Source organism: Methylobacterium ajmalii (assembly GCF_036448855.1).
Lineage (GTDB): Bacteria > Pseudomonadota > Alphaproteobacteria > Rhizobiales > Beijerinckiaceae > Methylobacterium > Methylobacterium ajmalii.
Genome location: NZ_JAZFXT010000044.1, coordinates 16,496 through 36,021 on the forward strand (window position 1 = coordinate 16,496; position 19,526 = coordinate 36,021).

The window sequence follows — 19,526 nt, forward strand, 5'->3', positions numbered from 1 at the left end:
GGATTCAGTCCGTGGAACCGAGGAGGGCGCGCAGCAGGATCGCCTTGAGGCCGAAGCTGCCGGTCGTCGCCACGGTCTCGCCGGGCGAGAGCCCCGCCGTGACCTCGACCCAGTCGGCCCGCTGCACGCCCAGGGTGAGCGCGCGCTTCTCGAACCGGTCCTCGCCGGTGCGCACGAAGGCGACCGGGCCGTCCTCGGTCAGCTGCAGGGCGGCGGCCGGCATGGTCGTGCCGCTGCGGCCGAGATCGGCCGCGATCTCGACCGAGACGAACATGTTGGCCCGCAGCCGCCCGTCCGGGTTGGCGATCTCGATCCGGGCCGGTGCGGTGCTGCTCGCCGGGTCGATCGCGGCGTTGACCGATCGCACCCGCCCCTCGAAGACCGGGCGCTCGGGCACCGGGGCCGTCACGGTGGCGGTGTCGCCCGCCTTCACGGCGTCGATGTCGCGCCCGTAGAGGTTGGCAAGCACCAGGATCCGGCGCGGATCGGCCACCGTGAAGGCGTCGCTGCCGGTATCCACCACCTGGCCGAGGCTGAGCGCGGCGCTGGTGACGACCCCGTCGATCGGCGAGACGATGGCGCTGGTCTCCGGGCTCGCGCCGGGCTCCGGCGCCAGGCGGGCGACCTGCGCGGTGTAGAGCCCGACCCGGGCCCGGGCCGACGCGGTGGCGGCCTGCGCCTTGGCGAGATCGACCCGGCGCCGGTCGACCTCGGCCTGGGCGACGCCGCTCACCTTCATCAGGTCCTGGCCGCGGGTGAGGTTGAGGGCGGCGACCGCCTCGGTGGCCTGCGCCTCGGCGAGGCTCGCCTGCGCCTCGGCCAGCCCGTTGCGGGCCTCCAGCAGGCCGGCGGCGTCGAGGGTGGCGAGGGTCTGGCCCGCCCGCACCGCGTCGCCCGGCTGCACCGCGAGCGACAGCACGCGGCCCGCCGCCCGCGGCTTCAGGTGGGTGACGCGGCGCTCGTCGAAGGCGACGGTGCCGGGGGTGCGGACCGGCAGGACGATGCGCCGCGTCTCGACCGGCCCGAAGGCGAGACCGAGACGCTTCTGCCCGGCGGCGTCGAGGGTGACGAGGTTGGGATCCGTGGGCGCGTCCTTCTGGGTATCCTTCGCCGCATCCTGCTCGGCGGCCGGCGTGTCGAGGAGCGGCGCGAGCAGCGGGGCGAGGCGCGCCGGCACGAGAGGTGCGAGGAGGTCGCGCGCCGCATCGCGCTGCCACCAGCCGAGGCCGAGCACGCAAGCGACGGCGAGGAGGACGATCGCCCATCGCGACGGTCCGCCGCCCGGCCCCCGCCCCGACGGGCGCTGCCGCGCCGGCTGAACGGGTGCAGCGATCCGCCCGCGCGGAGCCTGGTCCTCGTCGCGGGCGAGGTGCACCGCCCTCTCCATCGTCACGCCCACGACCGCCCTCGCCTCTCCAGATTGGAACCGTTCCAGCACCTAGCGAGGGCGGTCCGGGCCGCCATTAAATTCGCGTTCATCGTGCGATTCCGCCGAGGATCGCGGCGCGGTTCGTGAGACAAGGCGTCGGGTTCACGCAGCGCGGCGAAGGACGGTGGCGAAGCTTCTGCTGATCGAGGACGATGCCGAGACGGCGACCGAGCTGCTCGGCGACCTGCGCGGGCGCGGCTACGCCGTCGACTGGGTCGCGACCGGGCCGGAGGGCGCGGTGCGCGCCCGGGCGGAGCCCTGGGACGCGATCATCCTCGACCGGATGCTGCCGGGCCTCGACGGGCTGAGCCTGCTGCGCGACCTGCGCGGGGCGGGCGACCGCACCCCCGCCCTGGTGCTGAGCGCGCTCGGCGACGTCGACGAGCGCATCCGCGGCCTGCGGGCGGGGGGCGACGACTACCTGGCCAAGCCCTTCGTCCTCGCCGAGCTCGCCGCCCGGATCGAGGCGCTGCTGCGCCGCCCGGCCGACACCCGCGAGACGCTGCTGCGGGTCGGCGACCTCGAGATCGACCTCATCGCCGGCACCGGCCGGCGCGGCGCCCGCGACCTCGACCTGCTGCCGCGGGAACTGAAGCTCCTCGAATACCTGATGCGCCGGCCCGGCCAGGTCATCACCCGGGCGCTGCTGTTCGAGGAGGTGTGGAACTACCGCTTCACCCCGAAATCCAACCTGATCGACGTCCATCTCGGCCGCCTGCGCCGCAAGCTCGAGGCGGAGGGCGAGGCGCCGCTGATCCACAACGTGCGCGGCATCGGCTTTGCCCTGATGCCCGATGCCTGACCTCTTTCGCTCCACCGGCTTCCGCTGGGCGCTCGGCATCGCCGCCTGGACCACCGTGATGGCGCTGATGATGTTCGCCTTCGTCTACTGGCAGACGGCGGACTTCATGCGCGAGGAACTGGCCGAGACCCTGCGGCTCGAGGTGCGCGCCGCGGCCGCCCAGCCGGCGGCGGCGACCGAGCGGGTCGAGACCTGGATCGCCATGGACCGGCACGCCACCCACTATGCCGGGCTGTTCGGGCCGGACGGGACGCGGCGCGCCGGCAACCTCGTCGCCCTGCCGGCCGGCCTGCCGCGCGACGGCGATGCCACCCGGGTCGATGCCGTGCTCGATCTGAGCCAGGGTCGGGTGGACGACGCGATCTGGGCCGCCGCCCTGGCCCTGCCCGACGGCGGCACGGTGGTGATCGCCCACGACACCGACGAGATCGACCGGGTGCGCACCACGACCCTGCGCGCCCTCGGCCTCGGGCTCGTGCCGACCCTGGTCCTGTCGGGGCTCGGCGGCCTGGTGCTCGCCGGACGGGCGCGACGGCGGCTCGCCACCACCGAGGTCGCGGTGGCGGAGGTGATGCGCGGCGATCTCGGCCGGCGCCTGCCGGTCGGCCGGGCCAACGACGAGTTCGACCGCCTCGCCGGTACGGTGAACCGGATGCTCGACGAGATCGAGCACCTCGTCCACGAGGTCCAGAGCGTCGGCGACGCGGTGGCGCACGACCTGCGCACGCCGCTCACCCGCCTGCGGGCCCGGCTGGAGCGCAGCCGCGAGCGGGCGACGAGCGTCGCCGAGCTGCACGCGGCCATCGACCAGGGCCTCGCCTGGATCGACCAGACGCTCGCCATGGTCACCGCCGTCCTGCGCATCGGCGAGATCGAGCACGGGCGCCGCCGCGCCGGCTTCGCCCCGGTCGATCTCGGCGAGGTGGTGCGCGAGGCCGCCGAGTTCTTCGAGCCGGTGGCCGAGGACAAGGCCGTCGCGCTCGCGCTCGCGGTGGATTCCGGGCTGCCCCCGGTCGAGGGCGACCGCGACCTCCTGTTCGAGGCGGTCTCGAACCTGATCGACAACGCGGTGAAGTTCACCCCGGCCGGCGGCACGGTGCGGGTGGAGTTCGCCGCGAGCGAGGCCGGCCGCGCGGTCGTGGTCTCGGATACCGGACCGGGCATCCCGGAGGCCGAGCGGGCCCAAGTGTTTCGCCGCTTCTACCGGGCCGAGCCCGCCCGCCACACCCCGGGCCACGGCCTCGGTCTCGGCCTCGTCGCGGCGATCGCCCGGATGCACGGCTTCTCGGTCGCGGCCGATGCGGCGCCCGGCGGGGGCGCGCGCTTCACCCTGCTCTGCCCGGCCGGCCCGTCGCGCAGGACGTGAACGCCTTCACCCGCGCCCGGCCGTCTCCCGACTCTCCTCGACGACGTGGGCCAGGATCTCCGACAGGCGCACCGCCGCGTCGGGGCGGCCGATCCGCCGGAAGGTGGCGATCAGGCCGGCGGCGTCCTCGCGCAGCATCCGGGTCGGCAGGTGGCTCGCCAGCGAGGGCGCCACGGTGGCGACGAGGCGGGCGACGCCGTGCTGCTGGGCCGCCGGCAGGACCGGCAGGCTGCGCGCGAGCGCCCGCAGGATCAGGGCGAGGCTCTGGTGCTGGCGCGATTCGGCCGCGGCGACGACCAGGCTCTCGATCGCGTCGAGGACCTGGTCCGGCAGCCGGTCGCGATAGGCGATCCGGGACGCGGGCGCGCGCGGCACCGGCGCCGCCCAGTCGTGCAGCAGGCGCTGGAGGGCGTGGACCGCGATGGCCCCGACGGCGGGATCCGAGCGGGCGGTCGAGATCGCGGTCCAGCCGATCGTGCCGATATGGTCGAGGCTGAAGGCCGGGTCGTGGGCGACGTCGCGCTGGTCCTCGATGGCGAGGGCGGCGCCCACCGCCTCGACCAGGGCCGCATCGGCGGGGCCGCCGACGACGACCGCGACCGCCCCGCCCGGCGGCACGAAGCCGCCGACGGGGAGCGTCAGGACGAGGTGCCGTCCCGGATGCGCCTCCAGCGCCCGGGCGAGCCCGTCGACGTCGATCCGCGTCAGGTAGCCTCCGGTCGTGGCGGGGACCGGGACGCCGTCGCCGGGCGGGCCGGAGGGCTCGGCAGTCGCGGCGAGCAGCGGCCGCTGGCGCGCCCGCGCCGCGACCGCGGCCTCGTGGATCGTCGCGATGGCGGTGACCGGCCGGGTCTGGTCGATGGTGGTGTAGATCAGCACCACCAGGGCGACGAGGGAGACCGCGCCGAGCAGCGTCGAGATCATCACCCCCAGTACCGGCGCCGTGGTGTGGGTGGTCTGGACCAGGGTGATGAGGACGAACAGCGACACGCCGACGAAGAAGCCGAACCAGGCGCTGTTGGCGCGCCGGCGCAGGTAATGGTCGACGATCTGCGAGTTGAGGGTGGCGGCGCCCTGCTGCACCGCCAGCAGCAGGATCGAGAAGGTGATCGAGGTGACGCTGATCAGGCTGCCGGCGATGGTCGACAGCATGCTGATCGCCGACTGGGTGTCGCCGACATACTGGCTGAGGAAGGTGCGCAACGGCCCCCACCCCTCCCGCGGCCCGGCGGTGTTGTCGATCCGGTCGATCGTGTGGGCGAGCACCACGAAGCCCAGCACGATCACGACCGGCAGGCCGAGGAATTCCGAGAACGAGCGCCTGAGGCCGGACAGGACGCGCGGCGTCGCGAGGCGCGCGGTCATGCGGGCGCTCCTCCGCCCGTGCATCGTCCCGTCATGAGAATCTCCCCGCCGTGCTCGGCGGGGATCTGGGGCGTTTCCCTACGGCATCAATCCGCGATCACCCGCCGAGGGGCGAGGGCACCGGCGACACCCCCTGCTCCCCGGCCGCCCGCCGCTCGGCCGCGAGCGCCCGGGCGTAGGACGGCTCGGCCTGCAATCCGGCCCAGTACGTCTTGGCGAAGTCCGGCAGCTGCTCGCCGAGGCCCGCGAACTCGGCCAGCATCAGGGCGTAGCCGACCGAGATGTCAGCGGCGGTGAAGCGACCGGCGGCGATGAAGCGGCGCTCACCCAGCACGGCGCCGAAGCCCTTCAGCCGCGACAGGAACCATCGCGAATAATCCTCGACGAGACCGGGATTGCGCCGCTCCGGCGGCTCGAACCGGCCGTAGCGCAGCACCAGGGTCTGCGGGAAGGTGAGCGTCGCCTCGCCGAAATGCAGCGCGTTGAGGTAGCGGCCGTAATCCGCCTCGTCGGGCCGCACCCCGAGCCCGCCGGCGCCGTGGCGCGCCGCCAGGTACTCGCAGATCGCCGCCGATTCGGTCATCCGCACCTCGCCGTCCTCGAGGAGCGGGATCGTGCCGAGGGGGTTGAGGGCAAAATACTCCTTGGCGTGGACCCGCGGCGGGAACGGCAGCATCGCCAGTTCGTAGGACAGGCCCAGCGCCTCCAGGGCCCAGAGCGGCCGGAACGAGCGGGCGCCGACGCAGTGATGCAGCTTCATTTCGTCACCAGGGGGCAGTTGCCGGCCTTCAGCGGACGAAAGGCCTGGTCGGCGGGAATCGTCGAGACGAGGCGGTAATAGTCCCACGGGCCCTTCGACTCGGACGGCTTCTTCACCTCGAACAGGTACATCGGGTGGGTGACCCGTCCGTCGGCCCGCACCTCGGAGCGGCCGAAGAGCGGGTCCTCCGCTGGTACCCGGCGCATCTCGGCGGTCACCGTGGCGGGGTCCTTGCTGCCGGTCGCCTTCACGGCCTTGAGGTAGTGCATCATGCCGGAATAGACGCCGGCCTGGACCATGGTCGGCATCCGGCCCTTGTGGCGCTCGGCGAAGCGCCGCGACCAGGCGCGGGTGCCGTCGTTGAGGTCCCAGTAGAAGGCTTCCGTCAGTACCAGCCCCTGCGCCACCTTGAGGCCCAGCGAATGCACGTCGCTCAGGAAGACCAGGAGGCCGGCGAGGCGCTGCCCGCCCTCCGCGACGCCGAACTCGGCCCCTTGTTTGATGGTGTTGATGGTATCGCTCCCGGCGTTCGCCAGCCCGACGACCTTGGCCTTCGAGCCCTGTGCCTGGATCAGGAACGACGAGAAGTCGTTGGCCGCCACAGGATGGCGGACCGAGCCCAGCACCGTGCCGCCGTTGCGCTCGACCACCTCCGATACGTCGCGCTCCAGCGCCTTGCCGAAGGCGTAGTCGGCGGTGACGAAGAACCAGGTGTCGCCGCCGCTCCGCACCATCGCCCCGCCGGTGCCGTTGGCGAGCGCCCAGGTGTCGTAGGTCCAGTGGATGGTGTTGGGCGAGCAGAGCGCCCCGGTGATCTCCGAGGCGCCCGCCCCCGAATTGATCATCAGCCGGTTCTTCTCGCGCACGATCTGGTGCACGGCGAGCGCCACCGAGGAGAACGGCACGTCCAGCACCACGTCGAGGTCGTCGCGGTCGATCCACTGGCGCACGATGCCGGCGCCGACATCCGGCTTGTTCTGGTGGTCGGCGGACAGGACCCGGATGTCGAAGTCCGTGTTCTGCGCCTTGAAGTCGGCCGCCGCCATCTCGGCCGCCGCCACCGAGCCTTCGCCGGCGAGGTCGGAATAGGGCCCGGCGCGGTCGTTGAGCACGCCGAGGGTGACGCGGGTGGGGCCGGCGGCATGGGCCTCGGCGAGGCAGAGGAGCGAGGCGGCGGCGAGCGTCAGCCATCGTGACGAGCGGCGGAGCTTGGATGTCGGCATGGTGTCCTCCCGGTGTGTAGTGGCATCCGGTCGTTGGTCGCCGGATATTCCTTTGGATCTCCATCGTCATCCTGGGGCCGCGCAGCGAAATCCAGGATGGCGGCGTGTGTCTGAGAGCCTGATTGCTCGATTCAGGCCATCAATCCCACCCGCGACCTCATCCTGAGGTGTCATTCCATCGCAGATGGACTGACCTCGAAGGAGGGCTCCAGGGGTCTCAGCGCTTCCTGGAGCCCTCCTTCGAGGTCAGCCGATTTTCAATCGGCTAACGCCTCAGGATGAGGTCGCGGATGGGAGGCAGAATTCTCATGTTAGCTTCTGATATGGAGCGATCATGAGGCCGGGACGATCGTCACACCCCTCCCCGCTCCCGCAACGCCCGCCGGATGATCTTGCCGGTCGCGGTCATCGGCAGTTCCTCCACGAAGGCGACGTGGCGCGGGTATTCGTGGGCGGCGAGCCGGGTGCGGACGAAGTCCTGGATCGCGCGGGCCAGTTCCGGCGTGCCCGCGACGCCCTCCTTGAGCACGATGAAGGCCTTCACCGCCTCGGTCCGCACCGGGTCCGGCACGCCGACGACCCCGCAGAGCGCGACGGCGGGGTGGCGCAGCAGGCAATCCTCGATCTCGCCGGGGCCGATCCGGTAGCCCGACGAGGTGATGACGTCGTCGTCGCGGCCGACGAACCACAGGAAGCCATCCGGGTCGCGCCGGCCGAGATCGCCGGTGATCAGCCATTCGCCGATGAATTTTCTCTCGGTCGCCTCGGGGTTGCGCCAGTAGCCGAGGAACATCACAGGGTCGGGCCGGCGCACCGCGATGTGGCCGGTGGTGCCGTCCGGCACCTCGTGGCCCTCCCCGTCGACGATGCGGACGTCGTGGCCCGGCACCGGCTTGCCCATGGCGCCGGGCCGGGCCGGGAACAGGTCGGAGCAGGAGGAGACGACGAGGTTGCACTCGGTCTGGCCGTAGAACTCGTTGACCGGCACGCCGAGCACCGCCTCGCCCCAGGCCAGCATCTCGGCGCCCAGGCTCTCGCCGCCGCTGCCGACGGAGCGCAGGTTCAGGCCCGGATAGGGCGTCGTGCGGGTCTGGCGCATCAGCTTCATGGCGGTGGGCGGCAGGAAGACGTTCCTCACCCCCTGCTCGGCCATCAGCCGGAACGCTCCTTCCGGATCGAATTTCTTGGCGCGGTGCGAGACGACCGGCACGCCGTGATGCAGCGCCGGCAGCAGCACGTCGAGGAGGCCGCCGATCCATGCCCAGTCGGCGGGAGTCCAGTAGCGGTCGCCGGGCTGCGGCAGGAAGCGCTGGGGCATCTCGACCCCCGGCAGGTGGCCGAGCAGCACCCGGTGGGCATGGAGCGCTCCCTTCGGATCGCCGGTGGTGCCGGAGGTGTAGATGATCACCGCCGGGTCGTCGGCCGCGGTGTCGACCGGGGTGAAGGCATCGGAGGCGCGCCCGCACAGGGCATGGAAATCCTCCGCGCCCTCGCCCGCGCCGTCGATGCAGTAGACCCGCTCCAGGCCGGGGAGCGCGGCGCGGATGCCCGCCAGCAGCACGGCGCCGGCCCGGTCGGTCACGACCGCCTTGGCGCCGCTGTTGCCGAGGCGGTAGGCGAGCGCATCCGGCCCGAACAGCACGAAGAGCGGGATGGTGATGAGCCCGGCCCGGAAACCCGTGATGTGGGCGACCGCCGTCTCGGGCGCCTGCGGCAGCAGCACGCCGATCCGGTCGCCGCGGGCGAGCCCGTGCGCCGCCAGCACGTTGGCGAAGCGGTTCGACCAGCGCCGCAGGTCGTCGAAGCCGTAGCGCCGCACGGCGCCGTCTTGGTCGAGATGGATCAGCGCCAGCGGATTGCTGGGGGCGTGCCGGTCGCAGACGTCGGTGCCGATGTTGTAGCGGGCTGGAATTCGCCAGCGGAAGTTGTCGAGGAGGCCGGCGTAGGTGTCCGCGCGCTGCAGCATCGGCGTATTCCACCCGTAATTCTTACGCGGACCGTTCGGCGATCCTTGGATTGAAACGATCGTTCATTCGTTTTTGAGTGTCAACATGGGGGCTGGATCGGCGGCGGGTATGGGTGGACCAAGGCGCGCCATGACGACCGTCACTGCGTCCCACCCACGACCTCATCCTGAGGTGTTAGCCGATCTTCGATCGGCTGACCTCGAAGGAGGGTTCCAGGGATCGCACAGTTTTCTGGAGGCCTCCTTCGAGGTCAGTCCATCTCGATGGACTGACGCCTCAGGATGAGGTCGCGAGTGGGGGGAATGGGACATCGACGATGTCGCCTCACCCCCCCTTCACCGCCCCCGCCGTCAGCCCGGCGACGATCTGGCGCTGGGCGAACACCGTCAGCACCAGCACCGGCAGGGTGACGATGAGGGCGGCGGCTGCGAGCGGGCCCCAGCTCAGCTGGTCGAACGAGATCATGTTGTAGACCGCCACCGGCAGGGTCCGGGTCTCGCGTCCGGCGAGCACGATGCCGAAGACGAAGTTGTTCCAGGAGAAGATCACCGCCAGGATCATCGCGACGGCGATGCCGGGCCTGGCGATCGGCAGCGCCACGTAGCGAAACACCTGCCAGCGGCTGGCACCGTCGATGACGGCCGCCTCCTCCAGCTCCATCGGCGTGGTCTCGAAGTAGCCGATCATGATCCAGATCACGATCGGCACCGTGACGACGAGGTGGATGATGATCTGCGGCCACAGCGTCCCGAGCAGCCCGAGCCACTGGAACAGCAGGAAGAGCGGGATGAGGTACGACAGGCCCGGGGTGATGCGGGCGACCAGGATCACCACCGCGGCCTTCGCCGCCTTCATCCGGGCGATGCCGTAGCCGGCCGGCACCCCGACGAGGAGCGCGAGCCCCGTCGCCGTGCCCGTCACCAGCAGGCTGTTGAGGAAGTAGGTCGAGAACCGGTTCGATTCGAGGACGTCGATGTAGTTCTTCCAGGCGAAGCGCTCGGGAATCAGCACCGGCGGATAGGCTGCGTTGTCGATCTCGTACTTGACCGAGAGCGACAGCATCCAGACGAAGAACAGGATCACCGGCGAGACGATGACCAGGACGGCGAAGAGCAGGGCGGCCTGCCGGAGGAGCCAGCGGACAGTCATGCCACCGCTCCCTGCGTGCGCTTGCGGACCACCAGCAGGGCGGCGGCGAGCGCGATGATGAGCAGGAAGAACACCACGGCGATCGCCGACCCGTAGCCCACGTCGTAGTAGGCGAAGGCGACGCTGTAGAGGTAGATGTTGATCGTCTCGGACGCGGTGCCGGGTCCCCCTTGAGTGATCGCGAAGATGATGTCGAAGCTCTTCACGGCGTCGATCATCCGGATCATCGCGGCGACGAACAGGAAGGGTGCGACCAGCGGCAGGGTGATGTGGCGAAATACCTGCCAGAGCGAGGCGCCGTCGATCTGCGCGCTCTCGTAGGGCTCGGTGGGAAGCGCCGCGAGGCCGCCGAGCACGATCAGCATCACGAGGGGCGTCCATTGCCAGGTCTCGACCAGCACCAGCGACGGGATCACGGTCGCCGGGTGAAAGACCCAGAGCTGTGGCGGGATGCCGACCAGCGAGAGCAGGTAGTTCAGCACCCCGAGCTGGGGGTGGAACATCATGGTCCAGACGAGCGCGATGGCCACCGGCGTCGCCATCATCGGCAGGATGAACACCCCGCGCAGGAAGCCGCGCAGGGGGAAGCGGGCGTGGAACACGCAGGCTGCCAGCGTGCCGAGGATCAGCGGCAGCACCACCGAGAGCGCGGTGTAGACCAGCGTCTGCCACACCGCGTCGAGGAAGCGCGGATCGGCGGGCAGCCGCGCGTAGTTCGACAGGCCGACGAAGGCCGGCGCCGCACCGACCTTCCATTCGTGCAGGCTCATCCACAGGGTGAAGGCCCAGGGAAACACGATCACCCCGACGACGACGACGAGGGCCGGCACCACGAAGGGCCAGTAGCCCGGCGGCTGCCAGCGGGCGGCCGGCACCTCGGCGGGCGCTAGTTCCTCGGTCGGGGCGACCGGTGGCGCGAGGCCGGCCCGGGCCATCAGGCCTTCTCGCTGCGCTCGAGGATCGGGCGGTACTGCTCGGCCGCCTTCTTCAGCTCGGCCGCCGGGTCGGCCCCCGACAGGGTGGCGGTGACGGCGGAGCCGACGATGTCGCGGAACTCCGCCACCGGCACCACGACCGGCAGGCCGAGCTTGCTGATCTTGGCCGAGCCGATCGCCGAATCGAGCCACTCGCGCGGCATCTTCACGCCCTGCTGGACCTCGGCGTCTCCGAGGATAGAGTCGCGGAACGGCACGCCGCCGCCGGCCTGCAGCAGGCGCGCCCCCATCAGCTTCGAGACCGCCCACTGGCAGTAGAGGTAGCCCGCCTCCTTCTTGGTGCTGGCCGCCGCCACCCCGATGCCGTCGCCGTAGGTGGCCGCCGCGTGGTCCGCCGGCCCCTTCGGCACCACCGCGTAGCCGACCTTGCCGACGACGCGAGAGGCGTTGGGGTCCTCCAGCGGCGGGGCCCAGCCGACGCCGTCGAGCCACATCGCGGCGCGGCCCTGCGTGAAGGCCGCCATCGACTCCATCCAGTTGAAGCCGACGACGCCGGGCGGCGCGGTCTTGGTGAGGAGCCGCTGGTAGAGCCTGGTCGCCTCGACCGCCTCCGGGCCGTCGATCAGCAGGTTGCCCTTGTCGTCGAGGAAGCGGCCGCCATAGGCGAGGAAGAACGCCCCCCACAACGCCATGTTGGCGTTGCGCAGGCCCCGGCCGACGAAGCCGTAGGTGCCGGCCTTCGGGTCGGTCAGCGTCTCGGCCGCCCGCATCATCTCGTCGAAGGTCGTCGGGAACGCGACGTTCTTCTTCTGGAAGAGTTCCTTGTTCCAGTACAGGATGAAGTAGTCGACCGAGAGCGGCAGCGAACGCATCTCGCCGTTCGGGGTCTTGGCGTAGAGAAGGCCGGCCGAGCTGAAATCGGCCTCCTTCAGGGAGGGGTCGGTCAGGGCCGGGTCTTTCATGAACCCGGTGAGGTCGGCGAGCCAGCCGGCCTTGTCGAACTGGCGCTTCTGGACGTGGTAGCTCAGATGCACCACGTCGAAGCTCGGCCGGCCCGAGGTCAGCTCGATGACGATCTTCTGGCGTTGCTGCTGCTCGGGGATCACCTCGGAGGAGACCTTGATCCCGGTGAGCGCCGTGAACTCGGCGGCGCTGCGGTGGAGCAGGTCGCCGCGCGGCCCCTTGATCAGGTTGACCTCGAGGGAGGTGCCGGCGTGGCGCTTCCAGTCCACCGCCGCGAAGGCCGGCCGGATGCCCAGGGATCCCCCGCCCATCACGCCGAGACCGACCGCGGCGGCGCCGGACGCCAGGAGGCTGCGACGGCTCGGGCCGCCGCGAGACATCTCGCTCATCGTTTCCACCCTTGCGATTCCGCCCGGATCTGGCGCCGGGCTGGTTCGGGGCGGGGCCGGTCTTCCGGTCCCCGAGGCGCTGCGCCGCGTGAATTGGCGTCGCGGAGCGGCAGCGCTGCCGACCGAACGTAGTGCAAGAGCCGCGCTGGTGGGAAGCGGTTCGCTGCGGGGAACGTGGGAAAAATCCGTGAGCGAGCGCCGTGCCGAAAGCCAGTCAAAATGACGTCAGAGCGCCTGCCGGCAAAATGGATGCGAGTGCGCTATCGAAAATTTTGCAAAAACAAACATTAAAATGTTTTTTATTGCGATGCTATTATAATATTTTTCAGCACCCGGGCAAGCCTGAACGCGATACACCAGCTCGTTGAAGCGCTTCATCGATTTTCTCGACTCGGCGCTCGATCTTTGTAACCTCGATCGAAACCGAATCCCGCCCTTCGCCCCACTGGCTCTCTTTTGCAAGCCCTTCGATGAATTTCTTATAACAATCACTATCGCTTTTTGCGATCGCGTTTATTTCAGGTAAGTGGCGAACTTGATGAGACGGCGCAAGAAAATTGCGGCCTATCAACATGCCTACGGCGAGCGCTGCCAGCAATTCGATTGTCTTGAGCGCGATGCGCAATCGATCGACGCTCATTCTATCCGAGCCTCCGCGTGCAGGATCGCAGTCCGTCCGGCATTTCGTCGACAACAGCGAAAGAGGAACGGCCGATCGGGGCCTCACCCTACGCCTTGCCGAGATCCAGCGTCAGGGCGAAGCACGCCCCGTCCGTGCCCGTGACGGTGAGCTCGCCGCCGAGCTGGCGCGACAGGCCGTGGATCACCCGCATGCCGAGGCTGCGGCGGGCGGCGCCCGCGTCGAAGCCCTCCGGCAGGCCGACGCCGTCGTCCGACACGCTCAGGCGCACCCGGTCCTCGTCCCGCGCCTCCGCCTCGACCCGCACCGGGCCGTGGCCGTCCGGGTAGGCGTACTTGATCGCATTGGTGACGAGCTCGTTGACGAACAGCCCGAGCGGGATCGCGAGGTCGGCCGGGATCGGCATGGCGGGGGCCCGGCAGGTGATGGCGTGGCCGGGCGCGCTCTCGCGCAGCTTCTCGCACAGGCTCTCGAGGAAGCCCGAAAGCTCCACCGCCGCGAGGTCGGGCTGGCGCCAGAGCTGGTCGTGGACCTGGGCCACCGCCTCGACCCGCGAGCGGGCATCGGCGAGGGCGTCGCGCGCCTGCTGGTTCTCGGTGGTGCGGGCCTGGAGCGAGAGAAGCCCCGCCACGGTGGCGAGGCTGTTCTTGACCCGGTGGCTCATCTCGCGGGTCAGCAGCTCCTGCCGGTCGAGGGCGGCCTGGAGCCGGGCCTCCGAGCGCTGGCGCTCGATCGCGCCGCCGAGCAGGTTGGCGAAGCCCTGCATGAAGGCGATGTCGGCCTCGTCGAACTGGCCCTCGCGGGTGTCGTCGACCTCCAGCACGCCAAAATCGCCCTGGCGGTTGCGGATCAGCACGTTCAGCGCCCGGCGCACGCCGTGATCCGCCATCAACTGCGGGGTGCGGAAGCGGCGCTCGTTCTCGAGGTGGTTGGAGATCACCGGCTGCCCGGTCTTGAGGGCGTAGCCCGCCGGCGAGGCGAGGTCGGCGCCGACATGGGCGTGGCCGACGACGTTCGGCCCCCAGCCGACGCCCGCGATGACGAGCAGCGTGTCCTCGCCGGGTTTGTACTCGAGCGCCTTGCAGAACTGCGCCGACATGCCCTCCGCGCACAGTTCCGTCGCGCGTTGCAGCAGCTGCCCGAGATCGTCGGCGCGCAGCGCCTCGACGCCGAATTCCGACAGGATCTTCTGCTGCTTCAGGCGGTAGTCGAGGTCCGAACGGCTGAGTTCCGCCATCGTGCGAGATCCTGCCCTTTCCCAGCGACAGAGGCGGGAGATGGTTCCGTCCGGTCGCCGTAGCGTAGCCGGACCCGATCAGGCCAGAGGGTTCATGTCTGCGCGGACGGGTCAAGCGCGCCGATCGCAGCGGAGCGGGGACGGCGCAGAGGGCAGGAACTCACGAGCGGGACCTTCCGGGGCGGTCGAGCGACCCCATATCGCAGGGGGTCGCCCACAGCAGGAGCGCGAATCCGGTGCTGCGCCTCGTCGCCCTCGGTGTCATCGTCGCCGCCGCCGCGACGATCCTGGTCGCCGCCTGGAATCCCTCGGCGCTCCTGGCACAGCAGGAGACCGGGTGCCGCCCTCCCCTCAAATCCGCCGCCGGCGCCTGCGTCGCCCAGTGCCCGGCGGGCTACGAGGATCGCGGTCGGATCTGCGTCTTCCGCAGCCTGTCGCGCTGACGCCTCAGGCGGCCTCGGTCTCGGCGCCGATTTCGTGCCCGGTCGCGGCGGGCGGCGCGGCATGGGCGTCGCCCCAGGCCTTCAGCGCCCGGATCACCGGTTCGAGGCTGCGGCCGCGCTCGGTCAGGCGGTACTCCACCCGGGGCGGCACCTCGGCGTAGACCGTGCGGTGGACGAACCCGTCCGCCTCCAGCTCCCTGAGCTGGTTCGTCAGCATGCGCTGGGTCACGTTCGGCATCCGGCGGCGCAGGCCGTTGAAGCGCAGGGACCCGTCGTCCGGCGCCTCCGCCAGCAGGTGGTAGAGGATCACCCCCTTCCACTTGCCGTCGATCAGCTGCAGCGTCGCTTCCACGGCGCAGCCCGGGCTGCAATCCAGGCTGCGGTGCCGGGTGCGGGCCATGACGGTATCCTTTTCGACACTATGGGCGCTGCATGTGCGTTCTTGCGCGCCCGGAGGGTAGCGGTCATCTCCGCTCCAGTCATCCAAGGAGCCCGCTGATGCGCGCCGTCGGTTACCAGACGTCCCTGCCGATCGAGGACGAGGCCGCCCTCCAGGACATCACCCTGCCCCGCCCCGAGCCGACCGGCCGCGACCTCCTGGTCGAGGTCCGGGCGGTGTCGGTGAACCCCGTCGACACCAAGGTGCGCCGCCGCGCCGCCCCGGAGGCGGGTGCCTGGAAGGTCCTGGGCTGGGACGCCGCCGGCGTCGTCGTGGCGGCCGGCCCCGAGGCGACGCGGTTCCGCCCGGGCGATGCGGTGTTCTATGCCGGGGCCCTGGAGCGCCCCGGCACCAACGCCGAGTTCCACCTCGTCGACGAGCGCATCGTCGGCGGGAAGCCCGCCTCGCTCTCCTTCGCCGAGGCCGCCGCCCTGCCGCTCACCGCGATCACCGCCTGGGAGACGCTGTTCGACCGGCTCGACGTGCGAAAGCCCGTGCCGGGCGCCGCGAACGCGATCCTGATCGTCGGCGGGGCCGGCGGCGTCGGCTCGATCGCGACGCAACTGGCGCGCCGGCTCACCGACCTCACGGTGATCGCCACCGCGTCGCGGCCGGAGACGAAGGACTGGTGCCGGGCGCTCGGCGCCCACCACATCGTCGATCACGGCGCCGCGCTGGCGCAACAGGTCGCCGACCTCGGGCTCGGCGCCCCGGGGCTGGTCTTCTCGACCACCCACACCGACACGCATCTTCCGGCCATCGCCGAGCTGATGGCGCCGCAGGGTCGCCTCGCGCTGATCGACGACCCGGCGACGCTCGACGTGTCGCTCCTCAAGCGCAAGAGCCTGTCGCTGCACTGGGAGTTCATGTTCACCCGGCCGATGTTCGGCACCGTCGACATCGCGGCGCAAGGAGCGTTGCTCGACGAGGTCGCCCGGCTCGTCGATCGGGGCGCCCTGCGCACCACGCTTGCCGAGCATTTCGGGCCGATCACCGCGGCGAACCTGCGCCGGGCGCACGCGCTCCTGGAGAGCGGGCGTGCGAAGGGGAAGATCGTTCTGGAAGGGTTCGCCTGAGGGGCGCTTCTATCGCCCGTCGTTCCCCCCGCGGTCACCCCGGGGCCGCGAGAGCGGACCCCGGGACGACCCTGTGGGGCGGGACGGCGGGCCCCGTGCCTCAGCGCATCACCTGCCGCTGCGCCCGATGCGTCTTCGCCTTGGCGTGATGCCGAGGGGCGACGCCGTGCCGGACCCGGTGCGTCCGCATCCGCGGCGCGTAAGCCGGCTCGTCGTCATAGCCCGCCGGGCCGTAGCCGTAGCCCGGCGTCTGGTACTGGTAGGCGCGCACCGGCCGCATCGGCGCCTGGATCCCGTCATAGGGACCGTGCCCGGTCCGGGCCCGGTAGGCGGCGCCGGCGAAGTCGCCGGGGGTCGGCGGCGTGCCCGGCTGCGAGAAGCTGGTCTCGGGCCGGTAGGCCGGGCCCCAGCCGATCTCGTCGTCGCCCGCGGGGTCCCGGCCGGGAAGGCCGGTGGCGTAGCCGACGCTCTGGGCCGCCGCCGGCAGGGCGGTCGCCAGGGTGGCGAGGCCGGCGAGCAGGCCCGCCGCGAGGATGCGTGCACGCATGGACGTGTCCTTCCTGTCAGGGGTCGGGATCAGTACGGGCGATTGCCGAGGACGTAGTCGGCCGGGCGGTGCGGGCGGTTCAGCGGGCCTTCGGTCACGCTGTCGCCGTAGTAGCCGAATCCGGTCGGCCCGAAGCCGCCGCCATTGGTGACGGCGGCGACCGGCACGGCGCGGATCGCCACGAGCCCGCTCGCGCCCACGGGCAGCGGCCCGATGACGGCATCGGGAGACATCTGCAGCACGACGGGGCCGGCCGCTGCGGCGCGGTTGTAGATGTCGGGCTCGGCGACGGGCGGGCGCACCCGCACCCCGAGCGGAGCTTGCGCGAAGGCGGGGCCCGACAGGCAGGCCAGGGCGGCGAGCGGCAGGATGAAGCGACGGACCACGCGGGGCATCCTCGTTGATGGATGCCGGTCAACGCGCGGCAGGCCGCGCCCGGTTCCGGGGCGCGGCGAGCTGTCCGGGTCGGTCGAGTCGTGCGAGGGCGGCGTACGCCCCGCGTATCAGCCCTTGGTGCGGACCACGACCTCGCGCTCGCGCCGGATCCGCTCGCATTCGGCCCAGTAGCCGTTGAGGAGCGCCGGGGTCGAGGAGCAGCGATAGGCGATGTCGGGGCTCGGGGCCGGGACGGGGTCGCGGGCGATGATCGGGTTCGGCGCGCAGGCGGCCGGGAGGGCGGCCGCGGCGGCGAGAACGACGAGCTTCAGCGAGCGACGCATCGGATACCCTAGGGTGGAGCAGAACCTTGGCCGCACCCTGACGCCCCGTCCCGCCCGGATCAACCCAGGGCGCGGCCGAGGCGACGACACGGGGATGCGATTGCGCCTCCCCTGTCGCCCCCCGGCCACAAGCCGCCGGATCAGCCGACCTTCTGCATCGGCACGACGTTGTGCAGGGTGCGGTCGGCGTTGTCGAAGAAGCGGCGGATGTTGCGGGCCGCCTGGCGGATGCGCTGCTCGTTCTCGACCAGCGCGATGCGGACGTACTCGTCGCCGTGCTCGCCGAAGCCGATGCCCGGCGCCACCGCCACGTCGGCCTTCTCGACCAGAAGCTTCGAGAATTCCAGGCTGCCGAGGCTGCGGAAGCGCTCCGGGATCGGCACCCAGGCGAACATCGACGCGGACGGGACCGGGATGTCCCAGCCGGTCTTCTGGAAGGCGTCGACCATCGCGTCGCGGCGGCGGCGATAGGTGGCGCGCATCTCGTGGATGCAGTCCTCCGGGCCGTTCAGCGCCGCGGTGGCGGCGACCTGGATCGGCGTGAAGGCGCCGTAATCGAGGTAGGACTTCACCCGCGTCAGCGCCGCCAGCAGCCGCTCGTTGCCGACGGCGAAGCCCATCCGCCAGCCGGCCATCGAGAAGGTCTTCGACAGCGAGGTGAACTCCACCGCCACGTCGATCGCGCCCGGCACCTGCAGCACGGAGGGCGGCGGGTTGTGATCGTCGAAATAGACCTCGGCATAGGCGAGGTCGGAGAGCAGGATCAGCTCGTGCTTCTTCGCGAAGGCGACGAGGTCGCGGTAGAAGTCGAGGGAGGCGACGTAGGCGGTCGGGTTCGAGGGATAGCAGACCACCATCGCCACGGGCTTGGGGATCGAGTGCTGCATCGCCCGCTCGGCCGCCGGGAAGAAGGCCGGGGTCGGCTCGGCCGGGACCGAGCGGACCACGCCGCCCGCCATCAGGAAGCCGAAGGCGTGGATCGGGTAGCTCGGGTTGGGCACCAGCACCACGTCGCCCGGCGCCGTGATGGCCTGCGCCATGTTGGCGAAGCCTTCCTTGGAGCCGAGGGTGGCCACAACCTGCGTGTCGGGATTGAGCGAGACGCCGAAGCGGCGCTGATAGTAGTTCGCCTGGGCGCGGCGCAGGCCCGCGATGCCCTTCGAGGCCGAGTAGCGGTCGGTGCGCGGCTTGCCGGCGGTCTCGACCAGCTTCTCGATCACGTGGCGGGGCGCGTCGAGGTCCGGGTTGCCCATGCCGAGGTCGATGATGTCGGCGCCGTTGGCGCGGGCGGCGGCCTTGATCCGGTTGACCTGCTCGAAGACGTAGGGGGGCAGTCGCTTGATGCGGTGAAAATCGGTCATGGCCGGGTCCTGGATCGGCGCCGCCGCTGCGACGCGCGTGTCACATACGCTGTCTAGAGGGGTTTTGGGGCGAGAGGAAGATTCGCCGGGGTGCCGCCGCCCTGGGACTTAAGCCTCACCCGGCGGTGTCGCTCCCTCTTCGTCACGCGGGGCGTCATTCGGCGGGCGGCACCTTGGGCGGGGCCGGCGGCTTGACCGCGCCGCCGACCTTGGCGGCATCGCGGCCCCGCGCCTCGTTGCGCTGGCGGCTGGCGTCGAGCTCGGCCTCGAGCGCCTTCACGCCGGCGGCCGACTTGGCGCGAGTTTCGCGAGGCGGGGCCGAGACGCCGACGGGCAGGAAGTCGCCGCCGCCGCGGCGGGACTTCTCGACGAAGTCGGGCGCGGCCACCTCCTTGGGGCCGAGGCCCGCCGACTTGGCGGCGTCGCGGATGCCGGCCCCGTCGAGGACGCAGCCCCCGGCGGACAAGCAGGTGACGACGAGCGCGGCGGCGGCGGCGAGGCGGGGCGAAACAGCGGGGAAGACGGGCATGGACGGGCGAGAACCTTGCGCGAGGGCAGCGTGGCGGTGAGGAAACCGGGTCCGGTCATCTGGCGCAACCGGCGGTTTGGGACGATATCTTGTCGGAAAGGCGGCTCGCCGAAGCCGGCCACAATACGGGAGGAGAGTGCGCGTGACGTCTTCTGAACGAGGTGCGGCGCCGACTGCGAAGGTCCCG

General features: G+C 71.1%; 20 protein-coding genes. 4 read left to right on the forward strand and 16 right to left on the reverse strand.

The features are described from left to right. Nucleotides 1–4 precede the first annotated feature (4 nt). Entirely contained in the window at nt 5–1,387 is a 1,383-nt protein-coding gene (locus V3T34_RS18505; RefSeq protein ID WP_082742416.1) for an efflux RND transporter periplasmic adaptor subunit, read from the reverse strand. 166 nt (nt 1,388–1,553) lie between these two features. Between V3T34_RS18505 and V3T34_RS18510 the strand changes: the two genes are divergently transcribed. Together V3T34_RS18510 and V3T34_RS18515 are read left to right on the forward strand one after the other, a co-directional pair. Next, nucleotides 1,554–2,231: a response regulator transcription factor gene (locus tag V3T34_RS18510; RefSeq protein ID WP_305078463.1), complete on the forward strand. Its 678-nt coding sequence runs from the start codon at nt 1,554–1,556 to the stop codon at nt 2,229–2,231. Then, nucleotides 2,224–3,597: a sensor histidine kinase gene (locus tag V3T34_RS18515; protein ID WP_305078464.1), complete on the forward strand. Its 1,374-nt coding sequence runs from the start codon at nt 2,224–2,226 to the stop codon at nt 3,595–3,597. The genes V3T34_RS18510 and V3T34_RS18515 overlap by 8 nt, the downstream gene beginning before the upstream one ends. 6 nt (nt 3,598–3,603) lie before the next feature. Here V3T34_RS18515 and V3T34_RS18520 read toward each other — a convergent pair whose 3' ends face one another. The 9 genes from V3T34_RS18520 to V3T34_RS18560 form a co-directional block, all read right to left on the reverse strand. Then, a complete protein-coding gene (locus tag V3T34_RS18520) occupies nt 3,604–4,962 on the reverse strand; it encodes a DUF2254 family protein (RefSeq protein ID WP_305078465.1) in 1,359 nt (452 codons plus the stop codon). A 97-nt stretch (nt 4,963–5,059) separates the two neighbouring features. Continuing rightward, nucleotides 5,060–5,722: a glutathione S-transferase family protein gene (locus V3T34_RS18525; protein ID WP_305078466.1), complete on the reverse strand. Its 663-nt coding sequence runs from the start codon at nt 5,720–5,722 to the stop codon at nt 5,060–5,062. After that, nucleotides 5,719–6,945 carry an ABC transporter substrate-binding protein gene (locus V3T34_RS18530; protein WP_305078467.1) on the reverse strand — a complete coding sequence of 409 codons (1,227 nt, stop codon included), beginning with the start codon at nt 6,943–6,945 and terminating at the stop codon, nt 5,719–5,721. The genes V3T34_RS18525 and V3T34_RS18530 overlap by 4 nt, the downstream gene beginning before the upstream one ends. A gap of 352 nt (nt 6,946–7,297) precedes the next feature. Then, complete coding sequence (locus V3T34_RS18535; protein WP_305078468.1) at nt 7,298–8,911, reverse strand: acyl-CoA synthetase; 1,614 nt, start codon at nt 8,909–8,911, stop codon at nt 7,298–7,300. Between the two features lie 325 nt (nt 8,912–9,236). Then, the gene (locus V3T34_RS18540) at nt 9,237–10,061 is read right to left on the reverse strand and encodes a carbohydrate ABC transporter permease (RefSeq protein WP_060846093.1); all 825 of its coding nucleotides are present in this window, start codon (nt 10,059–10,061) and stop codon (nt 9,237–9,239) included. Then, complete coding sequence (locus V3T34_RS18545) at nt 10,058–10,996, reverse strand: carbohydrate ABC transporter permease (protein WP_305078469.1); 939 nt, start codon at nt 10,994–10,996, stop codon at nt 10,058–10,060. The genes V3T34_RS18540 and V3T34_RS18545 overlap by 4 nt, the downstream gene beginning before the upstream one ends. After that, nucleotides 10,996–12,339: an ABC transporter substrate-binding protein gene (locus V3T34_RS18550; protein ID WP_305078492.1), complete on the reverse strand. Its 1,344-nt coding sequence runs from the start codon at nt 12,337–12,339 to the stop codon at nt 10,996–10,998. The genes V3T34_RS18545 and V3T34_RS18550 overlap by 1 nt, the downstream gene beginning before the upstream one ends. A gap of 334 nt (nt 12,340–12,673) precedes the next feature. Further along, a complete protein-coding gene (locus tag V3T34_RS18555) occupies nt 12,674–12,988 on the reverse strand; it encodes a hypothetical protein (RefSeq protein WP_145984592.1) in 315 nt (104 codons plus the stop codon). 88 nt (nt 12,989–13,076) lie between these two features. After that, complete coding sequence (locus tag V3T34_RS18560) at nt 13,077–14,225, reverse strand: sensor histidine kinase (protein ID WP_060846095.1); 1,149 nt, start codon at nt 14,223–14,225, stop codon at nt 13,077–13,079. Between the two features lie 236 nt (nt 14,226–14,461). Between V3T34_RS18560 and V3T34_RS18565 the strand changes: the two genes are divergently transcribed. Beyond that, nucleotides 14,462–14,668, forward strand: a complete 207-nt coding sequence (locus V3T34_RS18565; RefSeq protein WP_305078470.1) for a hypothetical protein — start codon at nt 14,462–14,464, stop codon at nt 14,666–14,668. Nucleotides 14,669–14,672: 4 nt separating this feature from the next. On the opposite strand, the gene V3T34_RS18570 is transcribed toward V3T34_RS18565, so the two are convergent. After that, on the reverse strand, nt 14,673–15,068 hold the full coding sequence (locus tag V3T34_RS18570; protein WP_305078471.1) for a winged helix-turn-helix transcriptional regulator: 396 nt from the start codon (nt 15,066–15,068) through the stop codon (nt 14,673–14,675). Nucleotides 15,069–15,166: 98 nt separating this feature from the next. Between V3T34_RS18570 and V3T34_RS18575 the strand changes: the two genes are divergently transcribed. Beyond that, the gene (locus V3T34_RS18575) at nt 15,167–16,183 is read left to right on the forward strand and encodes a zinc-binding alcohol dehydrogenase family protein (RefSeq protein ID WP_305078472.1); all 1,017 of its coding nucleotides are present in this window, start codon (nt 15,167–15,169) and stop codon (nt 16,181–16,183) included. A 100-nt stretch (nt 16,184–16,283) separates the two neighbouring features. Here V3T34_RS18575 and V3T34_RS18580 read toward each other — a convergent pair whose 3' ends face one another. The 5 genes from V3T34_RS18580 to V3T34_RS18600 all read right to left on the reverse strand — a co-directional run bounded on the left by V3T34_RS18580 (nt 16,284) and on the right by V3T34_RS18600 (nt 19,339). Then, complete coding sequence (locus V3T34_RS18580) at nt 16,284–16,730, reverse strand: hypothetical protein (protein WP_305078473.1); 447 nt, start codon at nt 16,728–16,730, stop codon at nt 16,284–16,286. Nucleotides 16,731–16,759: 29 nt separating this feature from the next. Beyond that, nucleotides 16,760–17,116 carry a hypothetical protein gene (locus V3T34_RS18585; RefSeq protein WP_305078474.1) on the reverse strand — a complete coding sequence of 119 codons (357 nt, stop codon included), beginning with the start codon at nt 17,114–17,116 and terminating at the stop codon, nt 16,760–16,762. A 117-nt stretch (nt 17,117–17,233) separates the two neighbouring features. Then, complete coding sequence (locus tag V3T34_RS18590) at nt 17,234–17,449, reverse strand: hypothetical protein (RefSeq protein ID WP_048428817.1); 216 nt, start codon at nt 17,447–17,449, stop codon at nt 17,234–17,236. Nucleotides 17,450–17,589: 140 nt separating this feature from the next. Then, a complete protein-coding gene (locus V3T34_RS18595; RefSeq protein WP_060846101.1) occupies nt 17,590–18,810 on the reverse strand; it encodes an LL-diaminopimelate aminotransferase in 1,221 nt (406 codons plus the stop codon). A gap of 154 nt (nt 18,811–18,964) precedes the next feature. After that, nucleotides 18,965–19,339 (reverse strand): hypothetical protein, encoded by a 375-nt coding sequence (locus V3T34_RS18600; protein WP_060846102.1) that lies wholly within the window; start codon nt 19,337–19,339, stop codon nt 18,965–18,967. Nucleotides 19,340–19,526: the final 187 nt, after the last annotated feature.